The following is a 17,435-nucleotide window of genomic DNA, read 5'->3' on the forward strand; positions in this document are numbered from 1 at the left end:
TTATTACTCCTGCTTTTTTATGCACAACAAGCAAAGACCCAATAAGACGGGTACCGTAAATAATAAAGAAATAAAAGCGCCATGTAAGTCATTAAAGCTAAGTCCTTTTGAAAAAATACCGCGGGATATAGTCAGAAAATGAGTCACTGGATAAACATGACCAATCATTGCTCCTAAACCCTCAAGTGACGATACAGGATCTAATATTCCTGAAAATTGTGAAGCAGGGAGAATGGTTAGAATTGCCGTTCCAAAAATCGCTGCAATCTGACTGTGCATAAAAGTAGAAATCAAAAATCCCATAGATGTAGCAATCACTACATATATAAAAGCGGCAATCACAAAAGTTAAAAAACTGCCTGTAATTGGCACTTTGAAAAAGAAAACAGAAAGAGCAATCAACGCTAAGAAATTAAACATGGCAAGACCAATATAAGGCAGTAGTTTCCCTAGCAAAAATTCCATTTTAGTAACTGGGGTTACATATAAATTGATGATGGAACCTAATTCTTTCTCGCGAACAACCGCAAGTGCAGTTAATATCGCAGGAATCAACATTAAAAGTAAAGGAATCATCGCGGGAACCATCGCTGGTAAACTTTTTACATCAGGATTGTAACGGAACCGTGTTTCTATATTGAAGTAATCCTGAGGATTGTTTTGCTTCAATTCAGGTATATTATTCGCCAGCCAATGTTGATGTAGTCCCAGAATATAATTACTTGCTGTTTCGGCGCGCTGAGGCATAACCCCTTCAATCCAAGCCCCTATTTGTACTGTCCTGCCTCGCTTGATGTCGCGGGCAAAGCCACTGGGTATTTCAAGTGCCAAATTCAATTGCCCGGAACGCATTCTTTTATCTAATTGACTGTAATTTATGATAGGTGGGTACTCACTAAAATAACGTGAACCTGCAATATCAAGAACATAATTCTGACTTACAGTACTTTGATCTCTATCCCAAACCGCAAAAGAGAGATTTTCCACATCCAGATTAATACCATAACTCATAATAATCAGGAGAATGACACTGCCTAGAAAAGCTATAATTGCACGTATGGGTTCACGAATCAGCTCCAGTGTTTCTCGTCTGCAGTAACTGTACATTCGTCTTAAATCAAATGCTGATCTGCATTGAGTTTGTTCTTTTGGAAGAAAAGAACTTTCTTTTGTTTTATCTGCTGATGAAGTAATTTGAGTTTTAGGCTTTTCTTTTTGTGCTTCTTCAAGGTAGCAGATAAATGCTTCTTCCAGGTTTTTCGTTTTTTTTATTTTTATGAGACTGGCTGGCTTATCACTAACTAATACTTTTCCTGCATGCATCAGAGAAATACGATCGCAGCGTTCCGCTTCATTCATAAAATGGGTGGAAATAAAAATAGTGACCCGATCCTGTCGAGCCAGGTCAATTATTAATTGCCAAAATAAATCACGAGCTAAGGGATCAACACCCGAGGTAGGCTCGTCCAGAATTAAAATTTCCGGCTTATGAAGCACTGCTACGGCTAATGAAAGTCGTTGTCGATACCCTAAGGGTAAAGAGTTGGGATATTCATTAATGACATCAGTTAAATAAAAGCGATTCACCAGGTGATTAATATGAGTACTCACTTCTTGTTTAGGCAAATGGAATAATCGCGCATGCAGTAATAAATTTTGAAAAACTGTAAGTTCCGCATACAACGAGAAAGATTGTGACATATACCCAATTTGTCTTCGGATATTGAGATCATGAGCATCAACGGTGTTACCAAAAAGCCAAACTTGCCCCGCACTAATTGGCAATAGCCCAGTCAGCATCTTCATCACAGTGGTTTTTCCACAGCCATTTGAGCCAAGAAAACCAAAAATTTCACCACGTTCAATACGAAAATTTACTGAATTTACTGCAGTAAAATGACCAAACTTTTTGGTCAACTCTTTAGCTTCAATAGCAATTTCAGCATGTTCTTGTTGGGATCGTGGCCGAATAACTACTTTTTGATGATGCTTTTGTTGTTCTTGAGGCAATAAAGCAATAAATGCTTCTTCCAAGGAGTGAGTCTGGGTCTGCTCCAACAAATTAGCATGGGTTCCTGTAGCTAAAATGCCACCATCATTCATAGCGATCAACCAATCAAATCGTGCTGCTTCTTCTATATAGGCAGTAGCCACGAGGACACTCATTTGCGGTTTATCCTTGCGTATGGTGCTGATTAACTCCCAGAATTGGCGCCGTGATAAAGGGTCAATCCCCGTAGTAGGTTCATCTAAAATTAACAAATCGGGCGAGTGAATCAGGGCACAACATAAGCCGAGTTTTTGTTTCATCCCACCTGATAATTTGCTTACAGGGCGATCCTTGAAAGGCAAAAGTCCTGTACTGGCCAACAATCGCGTAATATAATGTTCGCGTTCTTTTCGTTCATGGCCAAATAAACGGCCAAAAAAATCGATATTTTCAAAAATTGAAAGTGATGAATAGAGATTTTTTCCTAGCCCTTGGGGCATATAGGCAATACGTGTACACACCGCATTACGATGCTGGGCTCTTTTCATATCGCCACCTAAAACCATAACTTTTCCTTGTTGAACCGCACGTGCTCCTGCGATTAAGGAAAGCACACTGGATTTCCCAACTCCATCTGGTCCAATAAATCCGACGATGCGGTTGGCTGGAAGCTTGAGACTGATTTGTTTTAGTGCCTGTGTCTTGCCAAACCAGAGGCTCACATTATCCAACGCTCCAACCAGCTTGGTATCTTCTTCAGTCATTTGGCACAGTCACCTGTATGTTGGCAGGCCATTTACTCTTGGGATTCAGCTGAACATAAGCCATGCCGGGTAGTCCAGTTTTTACTGCATAGATGTATTTTTTTAACAGTTTTGGGGAAATTCGAGCCTTAATGCGAAACATCAGTTTCTGGCGTTCACTCGCCGTTTCAACCGTTTTAGGTGTAAATTGAGCCACATCGGCAACAAAGGTCACTTTTGCTGGGATTACGTATTGAGGAATTGCATCAAGCACAAGATGTACAGGGGCACCGATCTGTACCCTTCCAGCCTGTTCTGTTGGTAGGAAAAAGACCATATACACATTGGTCAAATCCACCATGTTCAATACTTTTCCTCCAGCAGCGAGCACTTCTCCTGGTTGAGCAACACGAAATTGAATACGTCCATCAAGAGGTGCGACCAAGGTACTGTCTTTAATATCTACCTTCAGACGCTCTACAGTGGCATCTGCTGCATCAACGGATAATTCTGCACCACTGACCTGTGCTTCTGCGGTTGCTATCATGGCATCCTTTTCAGCAACTTGGGCATTTGCTGCTTTAAACACTGCCTCTGCACTATAAAAAAGTGCTTTTGCTTCATCCAAACTGTCCACAGAAGCTGCTCCTTTAGCCACCAGCTTTTCAACTCGAAACAATCGATTTTTTGCTAAATTTAACTCAGCTTGACGCTGTGCTACCGTAGCCAGGGCAACTTCTTTTTCATTTTTCCGTTGGATAACCTGATACTTGGCACTAATCACATTACTTTGAGCTTCTTTGTATTTAGCTTTTGCTTCGCGAAGTTGAGCCTCAAGGGAATCGGTATCCATTATGGCGAGTACTTGACCTGCCTTTACAAAATCACCCTCGTCAACCAGGATTTTTTTTATCCTACCTGCAACTTTAGTATCAATATCAACTTCTATCGCTTCAATCCGTCCATTACCACTGGCAAAATCACTACCAAGTTCTCTTGGTTGAAAGTATTTCCAGACGGAGAATAAAAAAATACCTAAAATGATTACAGTAATTCCCAGCAGCAATTTTGATTTCTTGCCTTGTATCATTTTATAAGCCCCTTATAGGCTAATATTTTTCATGTCTATGCCCCTTGCATTGAACGGAGTAATATGCTTTTATTGCAAGCTCACATGAATTTCATTTATATTTCAATAAGTTTAGTTACTTACTAAGATAAATGCCAGCGCTTTATGGTTCTAGCAATAACGGGGCTAGGCTGAGTAGAATGGCCGGAACACCCCGGCTCCGTTTGGAGGTAAATTTCAAATGAGAATCATTTTGAAATCAATAAGGCATCAAAAAGAAATCAAAAAGGTAATACTGATTAGATGCTTGCTATAGTCCGAAATGCTTAAGATCACGAGATAGGATGATCGAACCTGCATTATACCGTTTTGGTCAAGTGTATCATCCATTTTTACTTGTTTTGGGTGACGGACTTTATCACAATAACAGAGTCCGTGTGTAATATTTTAAGCTGTTGACAACGGCTTGATAGCGCGGCCGCATAGATACAAATTCTGACTATCATCCACATTAATTTGTGTTGCTATTCGCTCAATGATTTTATAAGGAATTTCAGTCAAATCACTGCAAAAAGTGCCAATAAATCTAGCCGTAGTTAACTGAAGCGCATAACCCAACCTGCTAAATTGACCTCGTTTATTTCCTATCCATTAATTATCTATTGTAATGTTTGCCATATAATAAATAGCTTCTTTTATAGCTTTATCAGAACAATTTTTATGAGGCACATCAGCTTCTTTACATAAACCACCATGAGGCATTAATCCTTTTCCAATACTTGCTTTGTAGAATAAATAATCAATTGCTGTTTTAAATTGGTCTGGGTGGTCTTTCGATTCAATTTCAGCTTTATTAAATCTGATACTCCAGGCTTTTTTATCAAAGGCAGCAGGAGCATGCATCCTTTTAGCAAAGGGAGGAGCATGGCAAGTTTTGCATGTTATTTCATAGGTATTCCTACCTAAATCACTGGCTATTAAGGGCGTAGTAAATGCAATCAGAAGAGTAAATAGTCTATTTTTCATTCTATGTCCTTTATAAAAGTAATACGAACCTATAAAATCGAAGCTAGTTTCCGATTTTAACATTTTGCTACTGAAAAATCTTATTGGATTTTCGTTCATATAATGAATTAAAATGCGAATATATTTGCTGATTCCCTAAATATTTATGAAAATTTCTTTTTTTAGCACACAAAGATATGAACGGCCCATTTTTGATCAAGTAAATCAACTCCATCATCATGAAATTAATTATTATGATTTCCATCTGAATTCAGGAAGTGTCGGGGCAGTTCCTCCAACAGATGCCGTATGTTGTTTTGTGAATGATTCCATTAATGCCAAAGTAATTGATGGACTTTATGAGCGTGGTGTCCTGCTAATCGCTTTACGCTCTGCAGGATATAACCACGTTGATTATGCTTATGCACAAAAAAAAGGAATAAGCATCTGCAGGGTTCCCTCCTATTCGCCACAAGCGATTGCAGAACATACCGTAGCATTAATTTTATGCCTCAATAGAAAAGTTCACCAAGCCTATAATAGAGTAAGAGAAGGAAATTTTTCTCTCAATGGATTAATGGGATTTAACTTATATCAAAAAACAGTAGGAATTATTGGCACAGGACAAATAGGTACTTCTCTAGCCAATATTCTTAATGGTTTTGGTTGTACAATCCTTGCTTTCGACCCGAAACCTAATGAATGTTGTATCAAACTTGGAGTAGATTATACAAGTTTAGATTCATTATTGAAAAACTCAGATATAGTGAGTCTACATTGCCCATTAAACGACAATACATCCCATATAATCGATTACCAAGCTCTAGAAAAAATGAAACAAGGAGCGATGCTTATTAACACTGGTCGAGGAAAGCTTCTTGACACAAAAGCAGTTATAGAGGCACTAAAAAGTAAAAAATTAAGTTCTCTCGGAATTGATGTATATGAAGAAGAGGAACCATTGTTTTTTGAAGATCATTCCTCTGAAATTATTGATGATGATGTATTTTGTAGGTTACAAACTTTTCCAAACGTACTTATTACTGGTCATCAGGGTTTTTTCACACAAGAGGCCATACAGAATATTGCGTCTACAACATTGGATAATATAAGTAACTTTGAGAAAAAAACAGGCCCAATCTATTTGGTCACAACTCCATTATAAAATCCAGATTTTTATGAACAATATATCGAACAAAATTGATCTTTTAATTAATGAAGCCAAGTTACACCTTAATGAGACTCAATCTCTATTAAGTAAACTTCTACAAGTAACAACTGATACTGAAGATGATGGCTCTTCTGATGAAGATAAAATACTTAAAATTCAATTAACGCTGCAATATCGTTTAAGCTGTGAAGATGCTTTGAGCTTTTTATTAAGTCTTGATCATAATTTATTGTATTATCTTGGAATTCAACCGAAGCAGTCTGCTAAAATGAATATGGATCGATTAGCCTATGCAGTAGGTAATGAAGATTTAAAGCAGATCCTAAATATTTTAGCCATATTAACTGGTTCTCTGTCTAAAATCGTTGCGCGATATAAAAACACCCATACTTCTTTTGCATTACGGGATAGGGGCTCTAAAAAACATCACGTTATAACAAAAGAATTCACGAGACTACTAGACAAACAAAATCAGTTTTTAGACGTGTTGCACAAGCTTGATCAGGAAATGGAGCAGATTATAAAACTGCAAGCTGGAGAGCCTATTTTTGATTACATTGCTGCCTTAAGGGGACCTATTTCACATTTTCACCAAGCTATCATGAATGGTCTTGAACAGGGAAAACAGCTCTACCTCCAAGTAAATCAAACACCTTTGCTTGACTACCAACTCAATAGTTTGCTTAAAGAAACGGAGCACGTACTTCATTTAATGCCTAGTGCCGATAACTCTCACCCCAATTACCCTATTAAACAATTTGATCACCCAGTAACATCTGAACAATTAGAACAACGTGCTGCCGCAAAACGATTACGGCCTTTTTTTGGATAAATAATCTGTATACGAGCAAAATTTGAACTAGTCAGGTTGCTTAAATCGGTTGGCCGTTCCATTACTCCCCCTGACCCAAAATAGCTTATCGATAAGTGGGAATCAGCGCTTCATAGTTTAGAAATAATGACTTTATCTGGGAGTTAAACCACAAGATAAATTCGTTTTATCTTTTTTGTCTGCCGTCTTTATCCCTTTAAAAAAGGAGAAAGTCGCTCTATCTTGCCATATGACAAGCTCTCTACACGGCTCGGGCGATTCTATTTGAGGCTCTTCTAATTTAAGTCTCGCAAAATCTAATTCAATGACATCTGATTCATCGTCAAGAAAAGTTATAGTGACTGTTGAATGCTTTTGTTGCGAACTACTTGTCGTGGTATCTTCATCAAGATCTTCCGCAATAGTTGTCAGAGAAGATGCATCAGAGTTTTGTGCGATACCACTCTCACTAACATCCAATTCATCTTCAGGAAAAGTTATAGAGACGACTGAAAGTCCTTCTTCTATGCTTATTGAACAACTATCTGCTTCTTCGATAGTAACCATAGAAGATGTATAAGCAGCAACTAGCTCTTTAAAAGTTGGTAACGGCGTTGCTTTAAAAGTACTCATATCAGGAGAGCAGTTTGAGCGGTTTTTCTGGATTAATGCATCACTAACTTTTATCGAGTGTTTATGATCATGAGCATAACCCGCCTTGACTAATTTTACTCCTCCATCATTATCATACGAGTTAAGGCAAGCGCGTTTCCTTATGTCTAGACTACCTTGTTCATTTAACATCGGTTGAGGTATATAAACTAACGCAGCATAATAATTAACCGTTACTTCTTTGTAGCCATCGCCTAACTCTTGTCCAAAATAAGTAGCTAATTGGTTATTATTGTTATTTTCATCACAAATGTATAAATTAATTGCTTTTAAATTTCGAGTTAACTCAGGTGTCAGACCACATTGTTTCAGGCGCCAAGCCACCGCATTAGTTGTTAATTGATATGGTTCTTGAGCAAAAAATTCATAATAGACTTGATTAACATTAATCACATAATCAGGATCTCCGGTTCCATCCGCAAGAACGTAAATTACGGTATCGCTGGTTAAATTTTCCTGAGTAAATTTAAATTGGACATCATACCCATCATAATCTTGTTCATTTTCATCAGGATGACGATACACAATTATGTCTGGAATTTTCTTTTTTTCTGCAGATCTTAAGTTATAGCGCCAGTCTAATGCTCTCATATATAAGGAGTAATTATTTTCACTTACTGTAAATGGTATAAATAGGATAACTTTAGGTGTGGACTGCGATTGCGGGACTGATTTTTCAAACATAATTAACGTGTTTTAAATAATAAATGCGGAATTATATAATTTCTTGATTAAGATAGTATTAAGAAATAAATTCTTATGAAGTTTCATTGATATAAAAACCGTTTTTGAATAAAAGCATCAGCTACGTGTTTAACCATAATTGTGAGTTAGTGAATTTTCTTTTCAATAAAATCATGATTAACAAAACCCATTAGCAGTGTTTGTACTGCATTTTCCCCCATTTTTTCTCTGGGACAAAAATCCATCGCAACAGCAAAGCCTATTTCTTTCAAAGACTCATCCCATCCTGTCTCTTTGTTCAAAATTGGTTTTATTTTTTCAAATAAAGAGTCTACAAAAATATCGTCCATAGAAAGAGATTGCTGCTTTTGAGGTTTATTAATAAGCATTGTTTTTATCGTGGTATAAAGTGCATAGTTCAATAGATATAAGGCAGATTCCTGCGCCACATATACTTGATCCAAACTGATCTTCTGCTCTTGAATATACAAATGAGTCATATGATAGTTCTCCGGGCAAAACTCGTGCTCAATAAAGTCCTTTTGCTGAGCGTTATGTACTTCACATCGGAAAAGTAAATACTCTTCGTGTTGTGAATCAAGGGTCGAAATTTTAAAACAGCCTTGAAAAATATTAGGCTGGTTCCAAACAGTTACCAAGATTAAAGTTTCAATATTTATGTCGATAGGACTCATTTTCATTAATACATTTCATTTTTGTTTACTAGTGTACAAATAGATAACATATGGGGCAAGATATGATTTTCCAGTGAGTCATAAATTTGAAAAATACGAAATAAGGCCCTCTTAACCTTTATGAATTGGAACGACTTGTTGGACTTTACCGCTAAACTTAGCACCTATAGTTAAAATAGCTGGAAATTGTTTGATTACAGGTAATAGTAACGATCTAGGCCAAGATTTCATCATAGCCAATTGTGCAAAAAGGGAAGAAACGTGAATGCGTGTACTAAAATATTTACGCCATTGCTTTGAGTAATAATTACCAACCTCGTCCAAATGCCCTATCCCCTTATGATTCGATTTAAACTGTATTAAACAGTGTGCCAGTAACCAGGCAGATTGCATCGCCATACTGATTCCTTCAGCAACAACCGGATGTGCTTCTCCCGCAATATTACCTACAAAAAAAATACCTTCGCTATAACAAGAGCGAATCCCCGGTCTAATCGGCCCTGCTGCCAACCAGTCTCCCTTACGTTCTGCACTGCTAAGAGCTTCTCTAACCCCGCGGCATTGGCTCAATAGATGTTGATAAACTGCTTCCCCTGCTTGTATCCCTGGAGTTTTTGAGCGCAAATCATGTAGTGCATCACGTCGAATACAACAAGAAAGAGTGACTTTCTGCAGGCTACTGTGCACAATTCCTCCGTATCCGCCAGGAAATGCAAGTAACGGCATCAAATTTGTAGGTAAATTGGTGTTATTAAAATGTGCTTTAAATGCTAAAAGATCAGAAGCTTGATGCATTTTAGTTTCTGAGTGCACAATCTTTTTTTCCCATGAGCCATGGGCAATAACAACTAGTGGAGCAATGATCTCACTGGTTTTATTATTTTCCTTTATAGAGCAAATGAATACCCTGTCTTCTCGACAACGGTGTAAATTTATAGCCTCACAAGGCTGCCAAACATGTACCCCTCTCAATTTGGCTTGCTCTATAAGCTCTGTATCAAGATACTCTCGTGCTAACGCCCTACCCCATAGATTTTTTGAGGCATTAGAGGGAGGCATATTTGCGGTCATTATCACATCATCCGCATATAAACCGACTTTTTTTACTTCAGGACCACCATTTGCTAAATAAAACTCTTCTAATCCAAGTTTTTGAAGAAGAGATAAACTTGTAACCGATATAAATTCACCGCAGACTTTTCTACGCGGAAACTGCTTCTTTTCGACCAAACCTACGTTCCAACCCGCTTCAGCAAGTAATAATGCTGTAGTTGCGCCAGCTGGTCCTCCTCCAATAATGAGCACATCCAAAGTCATAGGCTTTCCATAGTACTATTTCAGAATAAGAATACTCCACCAAAATGGGAAGTGCCATTTGAGCTGATAATTTTTAATACCGGCCTGCTGCAATAAAAACTCTAATTCTTTTCGGGTAAAACTTTTTTGTATGGAAAGCAAACCATCATGTGTAATAAGTCGATTATAAAATAATATAGGACTTATTATTTTATACAGCCAATAAGCAATAACGTTGCGATGTAAATCATTAATAATTACCGCTTTACGGGCTGTATCATTAGCTTTTACTAAAAAGGCAATTAATTCTTCATCATCCAGATGATGGCACACCAAATTGATTAAAATGATATCCACACTATTTGTGGCTATTTCCAGTTCTGGTTGTTGTTGAATTTTAAACTTAACTGGAGGGTCTTCATTTTTTTGTTGCCATTCATGCAACTCTTTTTCTGCAAGGTTAATGGCCTCTACAGAAACATCCAATCCCAGCAGGCGCATTTTAGGATAATATTTACTAAGATTAAGTAGGAATAAGCCTCCACCACATCCAACATCTGTTAGCACCGAATGTTGCGAAAACTGTCGAAGTAAATGTACTGTGTTATTAAAAATACCCATCAACTTATTAATTTTAAATAATTTTTTTAAAGACTGCTCATATTCTTGTGATGTATAAAAATCTGGACCGAGATCAATAATTTCCTTTTCCATTGATCGTGTTTTGAATTTGCCCATGTTATTTCTAAAATAATGAGAGATTTTCATTTTGCATTGTATACTTAAATATTGCAATCAATGATTTAGGTTGATAAATAGATCCGTAAGCAAGATAAAATTTGTCTATATGGAAAGGGAAACTTCAAAAAAAGGGAAAAAATGCACGCAAATATTACTGCAATTGGAACAGCAAGCCCCCCGTTTATGCGTACACAAGATGAGATTGCCGAACTTATTTCTATAGGGTTTCATCTTGATGAAACACAAAAGAAAATATTAAAAAAAATCTATAAATCTTCAGGAATTGATACTCGATATAGTGTATTAACTGATTATTGTAAGCAGCCAGGACAATTTGAGTTTTTTCCTAATACTCCTGAAGAAAGCTTTCCATCAACCTTACAAAGAATGATGTTATATAAGGAGAATGCGCTTAATCTAGCCATAACATCCATCGAAAACTGCTTAAACAGTATTGATTTTGACAAAAGTAAAATTACCCATTTAATTACAGTCAGTTGTACTGGTATGTATGCACCGGGAATTGACATTGAGATTGTTCATAAACTTAACTTATCCTCTTCCGTTAAGCGAACGGCAATTAATTTTATGGGTTGTTATGGTGCCTTTAATGGTTTAAAAGTAGCCAATGCGTTTTGTCAAACAGAACCTGATTGCAATGTACTCTTGGTTTGTGTTGAGCTTTGTACGATACACTTTCAAAACACTTTTAACATAGAAAACATTATCTCAAATGCTATTTTCGCTGATGGCGCGGCATGCGCTTTAATTCAGGGACAAACCAATCAAAAATGTTTTGCTCTTGAATCATTCTATTGTGACTTAGTACCACAAACTAGTCGAGACATGGCATGGACCATTACCAATTATGGATTTGATATCATACTAAGCTCTTATGTGCCTGAAGCAATTGAAGCAGGTATTTTCATGTTTACTGAAAAACTGCTAAAGCAATCCAATTATTCATTTAATGATATAGATTATTACGCGATTCACCCAGGAGGCATTAAAATTTTGCACGCATGCGAGAAAGCATTAAAGATTACAGCGCATGACAATCAATATGCTTATGATGTATTAAAAAATTATGGGAATATGTCCTCTGCAACCGTATTGTTTGTATTAAAAAACATCTGGGATAAATTAAGTGCTCGAGATGAGGCGAAACATATTTTTAGTTGCGCGTTTGGACCAGGATTAACTTTAGAATCGATGATACTCAAAATCCAGCATCATTAACCATGAAAATTATCCCCTTCTAACCGCTACCCTTGATTTAACAGGTAAGGGTTTTTTGATGCTTACAATCAGCTTCATCAACAGCCCCTATAGGTGAGCCCCCCGTATTAAACATAACGAATAATGAACTTCCTAGAGAAGAAGAGTCTAAATTTGCTTTGTCATGATATTGGGCATTAATCAGTGCAATCTCATTTCTTAAAGTTTCTGTTTCAGCTGGGTATTCGTCTTTATGTAGGTCTATAACCTCTGCTAAACTTAGTAAGTTCCATAAGTTGTATCGTAAAATGCCACTAAACTCATTGACTAGGCTTACTTTCATCGCTTTGTTTTTAAAAGTCTGGCCTTGAGCATCTTTCATATCAGCTACTTTCGACATTCCCCCCAGTTGCTTAATGAGGTGATGCAGCCGAATAATTTCCTCAAAATTAACTGTGCCAATATTTTTAGCTTTGTTTAATAATTTATGTGCAGCGGATTCACGAATTGGGGCGCCGTGTTGTACCAAGTATGCGAGTAAAGTCATATTTCTTATTTTACATGCATAATCAACAGGTAAATCATCTGATGTATTAATTGGATAATTAAATGAAACACCATGCTTTACAAGAGTATTTAGCATAACGTAATCAATCGTTTTCTTAGAGAGTAACGACGACAAAAGAGATTGATTCGTCGGAGTAACCACTTTATTGATAAAATCTGGATTTTTATCAAGCCCCTTATCTACTTCTTGATAAGAGCTATTGTAAACTGCTGCAGTAAGATTGAGAAATATAGGCTCAACATCATTGTTTTCTATGTATTTAATATCAGTGGCTTTACCCATTTTAAATCCCCAACTTAAATAAAAATATTTATCAAATAAAGATTCACATCCCTTTAATCGATGCCCATATTATCATCAAAAAATACAATTTACAGCTCATATGTATATTCATTCTTAATTTTCTCTTAATTTTCACAATGTATATTGTGCGAAAGAATATACATTGTGGGGAATAGTGGGGCATGTTGAGCTATAAAGAAATTCTTGCGTTATTAGATAAAGCAGTTAAAAAAACTGTGGAGCGTGTTGTTTCTGCTTCAGATAAACAAGCCAAGTCAGTTAAAAAAGCATCTGCTAACACTGCCATTTTGGTGGATAACGCAGCTGAAGAGACCAGAGTTTTAATTGAAAAAACAATCACAGGTATGAGAACAAAACCAGTTCACGAGCAACTTGTGCAAAATGCCAATACAATTACAAGCAGCGCATCATCTTTACCCGCTCAAGCCCCATTAGCTCAAGTAACGCAACCAGAACAGGCGCAAAATGTACCTCAAATCATACCAGTGACAGCCCAACTAGAATCATTATTCACTTTAATAGGCAATAAAATCAAGGGGCATGACCAAAAGCAGCATTTAAAATCGGTGTTGATAAAAGCTATTCTTAGCAAGAATACGGCTCTTTTTAGAGAACTGATGCTACAACTTGAGCTTTATGATTCATCAACTTTTGAACAGTACACTAAGCTCTTAGAGTTGCATCAAAAAGCCCCTCTTGCTATTTTACACTCTCCTGTTCTAGCGTATGTTCAAAAAGAACTTGCTGGAGAGGATGTAAAACCTTTAATTTCACTTTTATTAAATGTATTTCAATCCATACCTGAGTCATCAAAAGAAAAAGCAGGCATATGTCTCAGTATGCGTGATAAAAAGCACTTATTACCCATATTACTTGATCAAGTCGATACTCAAATTAAAAAGGCAGTTCTTTCACAGCTTACCGATTTATCTTTTGATGCGGTGTTGCCATCATTTAGACCGTCAATTGGTGATACAAGTTACATACCAGTTAGATTAACGCACAAACAGTATCTACAAATTGTTGCTAAGGGTGTAGATCAATCCATTTTTATTGCACTAACTATCGGTTATTTAAACTCAAATGGACTTGCATCAAAAGATTTTTTACAAGAATTAACCGCTAACTATTTATTTGTGAACTATGAAAACTGTTTGGCTGCAATTGAGAAACATTTCCAAGAGATGGAATTACCGCAAAACGCGCCTACAGGCTATGAGCAAAGCGTTCGCTCTATAGGCAAATTTATTATGGAGTTTGATCATCGTAAAAACGATACTCGACGTTTTTTTGAAACACGCCTTGCACAATACATCAATGGATTAACCCACTCCGAGGATACATTACATAGCATAGATGAGCCTTATGAAGACTTATTTGATGACAGCCAATTGCGGTTAAAAACGCTTGATGCAGCAAATAAAATATTATATTTCTTCCTTGGTCCGGAAGGGGTTGTAAACTCTCCTTTAGAAATGGAAAGAAAAATCAGTATTTTTGCTAATGGTTATAAAGATAAAGACAAGTACAATCAAGAAGAGCTCGAACGCTTCATGAAGTCTTGCTCTGCCTATCATGGAAGAGATCGAATGGCCAAAGCAAAAGAAACTGGCATTTTAGAAAGAAAATATGAAACATCAGTTGATAAGGTAGGTGCTGATACGTGGAACTCTTCCGGAGGCACGATGCGTTCAACCTCCGCGACGTTTGTTGATGCACAGCGAGATCCCATGCGTAATATGTTGGTTGACACCAGCGAAGTCTCGCCGAAAAAGGAGGTAGATCATCCTCAATGGTTTTGGTCAAATAATCGCGTTCGCTCAGCATACGTAGGTTCGATTTCTGGACATACGTGTAATATTGCATTCATGCTTAATTGCTATATGAAAGAAAATCAAAAAGATCCCAATTTAAGCCAGGACATTAATCTATTTTTAGTTCAGCTAATCGCTGTATATGCAAAGCGCGGTTATCATGGCATGCTCGAAGTTATAGATGTTTTGCATGATCCATTGGTCCAAAATCTTTTTCAAGACAATAATGTAACGCTTAACTTAGCTCAATATTTCCGTCACAATCAGGAGGTTGGTGCATTTCTTGAATACGCAATGAATGACACTTCGGTTTATGCTCAGATTATAGCAAGTAAACAACATTTAAAATGCGAGTTAGCTAGATTCTTTATCCCGAGTGTCACATTAGAATTAGGAAGCTCAGCAAATGTTGAAGCTGAGAGTTACATGCCGTCTGGCAACTAATATTAAAAATAGGATGAAAGATGGTGTTTATAGCTCAATTGATAAATAAAATTATTTTATTAACACTATTTCTTTCTTTATCCTTTTTTTCTTCACCAACACTTAATGCCAATCCTTATGATTTAAGAGTATATAATATGTATGAAAAAACACCCATTGCTGATAAAACGCAAGAAGGCAGCTACCTCAAGTCAATTAAATTCTTTAAGTATGAATATCCGAAAGAGCACTGGTCAATAGATTATACTAAAGCAGGAACATCTATTGCTCATGTAAGAGTAAAGGATAAATACAATTACTCCATCATATTAAATCCAACAGACTGTAGAGGCTACAGAATCATAGTAAGGTATTTAAATGATACTCATTCCGATATTGCTTCTGCACTCAATCGCCGTTATACAGTAGCAGAAGAGCGTGGATTAAATGAAGTCACCGCAATGATGGAACGAGTATATGAACGTCTGGGGCTTATTCCACAATTTTCTCAACTTGGCAACAATTCGCATTCCTTTGATGAAAAAACGCGTGAACTCACTATAGGTAACGAAGAAGAACCTGGTATGCTCCATCTTCACCTTTGGGGTAGAGGCGATCCCAACCATGAGTTTATCCCTGGGGTACCTTTGCGTGGCCCTATACCAGGATTAATGTTTGATCTGATAGCGAAATCCAAAACCGAGCCAACTAATCAATTTGCAATTAAGTGGGAGCCTCAAGAGTTGGAAATTGCTTTGTCTGTATTGAAAGAAGAACTGGGTGCCTATATCGATTCGGAAGAGTTTAGAGAGGAATTTAGCGACTCATTAGACGTTTCAATTGATCCAGTAACTCATCCAGCGATGGAGGCGTTCAAGAATTAACTTGTCTTGATTTAACAACATTATCTGTCTTATATCCAGAATGGTCTAATCTTTTCTCATGAAACGAAAAATAATGAGGAAACACCATGTTTACTAAAAAATTATGCCGTGTTTTTGTTTTAACATGCTTTTTTATAGTGAGCACTTCAGGTTATACAACAGCAAATAACATACAATTTTTCTATTCGAATAATAATCAAATTCTTGATCTTGAGCAGGCATATCAGCACTTAATTGGTAAAGAGCAGCGTCAGCTCCAAAAAGCTAGTCTCCATATATTGCAACAACAACGTATGGAGGTAGGAGCGTTTAAAAATGTTCTTGGAACCTATACGTCACAAGGAAAAAAACTATTTACAGCAGATAACTCTGAGGTTTTTTTTGTTTCACCGTTACAAAAGATGTCCCGAGAAAAAACGTTTCTCATCGCCATAACTTTGGCCAAACAACTTAAGCAAGAGAGTGTTGCTGTTTTTATTCCAAGCACTACAGGCACAATTGCACATATAAAATTGGTTTTTAGTTACACTAAGCCCACGATTACTGAGGTAATGCAGCTGGTTCATAAGCTCCCTACCTCATTGGCAACAGCCTTCACTTTAAAATTAAAAAACAGCCACTCTGATTTTGAATCAGCAGAAGTGCACTCCATTGAATGGCTTGGCAATAATCTTAATAGCTCAGTGATTAAAGAGTTTTTCCCTTTTGATACTGTACTTTCATATAACGGTGAAGCGTACTTGGTTTTTAATACTGGGCGTCTCCAAAAACTATAAATTGTTATAAGAATGATCGCGTGTTACAAAAAAAATATCTGGAACATATTCAAAGAGATACATAAGAAAACATCTACATGATCTTGCATAAATTGAATTTTTGACTATTCCTATTTAATAGCAATTAAATATAGGTATAGGATTATATACAATTGCTTTGCTGTTCGTTTTGATGTAAATGATTTTTTTGTTGTAGTGATTTTTAACTTTTTCAGGAGAAAATCATGAAAAAAATATTTTCTGTTCTACTATTAACAGCAACTTTTTCTTCAGGGTATGCTTTGAGTACGATAAGTACAGTTGTTTCGTCACCAGGTAGCGCAGGAGCAAGCACCACAGGTACTGAAGGAACTAATACAAATACCGGCACGAACACAGGAACGAATACTGGTACAAACACAAATACTGGAACCAACACAAATACTGGAACCAACACTGGCACAGATAATGGTACCAATAATAACACCAGTACTACCTATTAAATAAGGAGCTGAAAGCAGCTTAAACTTAGTTCGCAAAAGACGAGGCTAGTGTTTGTTAGGTAGGAGCTTATCTCTCAACGTCTCACGGTT

General features: G+C 36.8%; 16 protein-coding genes. 7 read left to right on the plus strand and 9 right to left on the minus strand.

Annotated elements, in window-relative coordinates:
- Positions 1 to 3: 3 nt before the first annotated feature.
- The 4 genes from rbbA to Lste_RS07030 form a co-directional block, all read right to left on the minus strand.
- The gene (gene rbbA / locus Lste_RS07020) at positions 4 to 2,754 is read right to left on the minus strand and encodes a ribosome-associated ATPase/putative transporter RbbA (protein WP_058510338.1); all 2,751 of its coding nucleotides are present in this window, start codon (positions 2,752 to 2,754) and stop codon (positions 4 to 6) included.
- Positions 2,747 to 3,823, minus strand: coding sequence for an HlyD family secretion protein (locus tag Lste_RS07025; RefSeq protein ID WP_058510339.1), 1,077 nt, complete (start codon positions 3,821 to 3,823; stop codon positions 2,747 to 2,749). Before Lste_RS07025 ends, rbbA begins: the two co-directional genes overlap by 8 nt.
- A gap of 426 nt (positions 3,824 to 4,249) precedes the next feature.
- Positions 4,250 to 4,450 carry a DUF4158 domain-containing protein gene (locus Lste_RS19810; protein ID WP_083503927.1) on the minus strand — a complete coding sequence of 67 codons (201 nt, stop codon included), beginning with the start codon at positions 4,448 to 4,450 and terminating at the stop codon, positions 4,250 to 4,252.
- 3 nt (positions 4,451 to 4,453) lie between these two features.
- The gene (locus Lste_RS07030; protein WP_058510340.1) at positions 4,454 to 4,828 is read right to left on the minus strand and encodes a c-type cytochrome; all 375 of its coding nucleotides are present in this window, start codon (positions 4,826 to 4,828) and stop codon (positions 4,454 to 4,456) included.
- 145 nt (positions 4,829 to 4,973) lie between these two features.
- Here Lste_RS07030 and Lste_RS07035 point away from each other — a divergent pair, with 145 nt between their 5' ends.
- Both Lste_RS07035 and Lste_RS07040 read left to right on the plus strand, forming a co-directional pair.
- The gene (locus Lste_RS07035) at positions 4,974 to 5,972 is read left to right on the plus strand and encodes a 2-hydroxyacid dehydrogenase (RefSeq protein WP_058510341.1); all 999 of its coding nucleotides are present in this window, start codon (positions 4,974 to 4,976) and stop codon (positions 5,970 to 5,972) included.
- Between the two features lie 13 nt (positions 5,973 to 5,985).
- Positions 5,986 to 6,810: a hypothetical protein gene (locus Lste_RS07040; protein ID WP_058511675.1), complete on the plus strand. Its 825-nt coding sequence runs from the start codon at positions 5,986 to 5,988 to the stop codon at positions 6,808 to 6,810.
- Between the two features lie 132 nt (positions 6,811 to 6,942).
- On the opposite strand, the gene Lste_RS07045 is transcribed toward Lste_RS07040, so the two are convergent.
- From Lste_RS07045 to Lste_RS07060, 4 genes are all read right to left on the minus strand, one after another.
- Positions 6,943 to 8,052: a hypothetical protein gene (locus tag Lste_RS07045; RefSeq protein WP_058510342.1), complete on the minus strand. Its 1,110-nt coding sequence runs from the start codon at positions 8,050 to 8,052 to the stop codon at positions 6,943 to 6,945.
- A 239-nt stretch (positions 8,053 to 8,291) separates the two neighbouring features.
- Positions 8,292 to 8,846: a hypothetical protein gene (locus Lste_RS07050; protein WP_058510343.1), complete on the minus strand. Its 555-nt coding sequence runs from the start codon at positions 8,844 to 8,846 to the stop codon at positions 8,292 to 8,294.
- A 105-nt stretch (positions 8,847 to 8,951) separates the two neighbouring features.
- Entirely contained in the window at positions 8,952 to 10,157 is a 1,206-nt protein-coding gene (locus Lste_RS07055; RefSeq protein WP_058510344.1) for an NAD(P)/FAD-dependent oxidoreductase, read from the minus strand.
- Between the two features lie 15 nt (positions 10,158 to 10,172).
- Entirely contained in the window at positions 10,173 to 10,874 is a 702-nt protein-coding gene (locus Lste_RS07060) for a methyltransferase (RefSeq protein ID WP_058510345.1), read from the minus strand.
- Positions 10,875 to 10,973: 99 nt separating this feature from the next.
- On the opposite strand from Lste_RS07060, the gene Lste_RS07065 reads away from it, so the two are divergent.
- Positions 10,974 to 12,116, plus strand: a complete 1,143-nt coding sequence (locus tag Lste_RS07065; protein ID WP_272947124.1) for a type III polyketide synthase — start codon at positions 10,974 to 10,976, stop codon at positions 12,114 to 12,116.
- Positions 12,117 to 12,153: 37 nt separating this feature from the next.
- Here the strand turns inward: Lste_RS07065 and ankJ are convergent, their stop codons facing one another.
- Positions 12,154 to 12,945: a Dot/Icm T4SS effector AnkJ/LegA11 gene (ankJ, locus tag Lste_RS07070; protein ID WP_058510347.1), complete on the minus strand. Its 792-nt coding sequence runs from the start codon at positions 12,943 to 12,945 to the stop codon at positions 12,154 to 12,156.
- Positions 12,946 to 13,127: 182 nt separating this feature from the next.
- Here ankJ and ceg14 point away from each other — a divergent pair, with 182 nt between their 5' ends.
- The 4 genes from ceg14 (at position 13,128) to Lste_RS07090 (ending at position 17,345) form a co-directional block, all read left to right on the plus strand.
- Positions 13,128 to 15,224, plus strand: a complete 2,097-nt coding sequence (ceg14, locus tag Lste_RS07075) for a Dot/Icm T4SS effector Ceg14/sidL (RefSeq protein ID WP_058510348.1) — start codon at positions 13,128 to 13,130, stop codon at positions 15,222 to 15,224.
- Positions 15,225 to 15,244: 20 nt separating this feature from the next.
- A complete protein-coding gene (locus Lste_RS07080) occupies positions 15,245 to 16,087 on the plus strand; it encodes a hypothetical protein (protein ID WP_058510349.1) in 843 nt (280 codons plus the stop codon).
- A gap of 86 nt (positions 16,088 to 16,173) precedes the next feature.
- Positions 16,174 to 16,863: a hypothetical protein gene (locus Lste_RS07085; protein WP_058510350.1), complete on the plus strand. Its 690-nt coding sequence runs from the start codon at positions 16,174 to 16,176 to the stop codon at positions 16,861 to 16,863.
- Between the two features lie 224 nt (positions 16,864 to 17,087).
- Entirely contained in the window at positions 17,088 to 17,345 is a 258-nt protein-coding gene (locus Lste_RS07090) for a hypothetical protein (protein ID WP_058510351.1), read from the plus strand.
- Positions 17,346 to 17,435 lie beyond the last annotated feature (90 nt).

It is taken from the genome of Legionella steelei, from assembly GCF_001468005.1.
GTDB classification, from domain to species: Bacteria; Pseudomonadota; Gammaproteobacteria; order Legionellales; family Legionellaceae; genus Legionella; species Legionella steelei.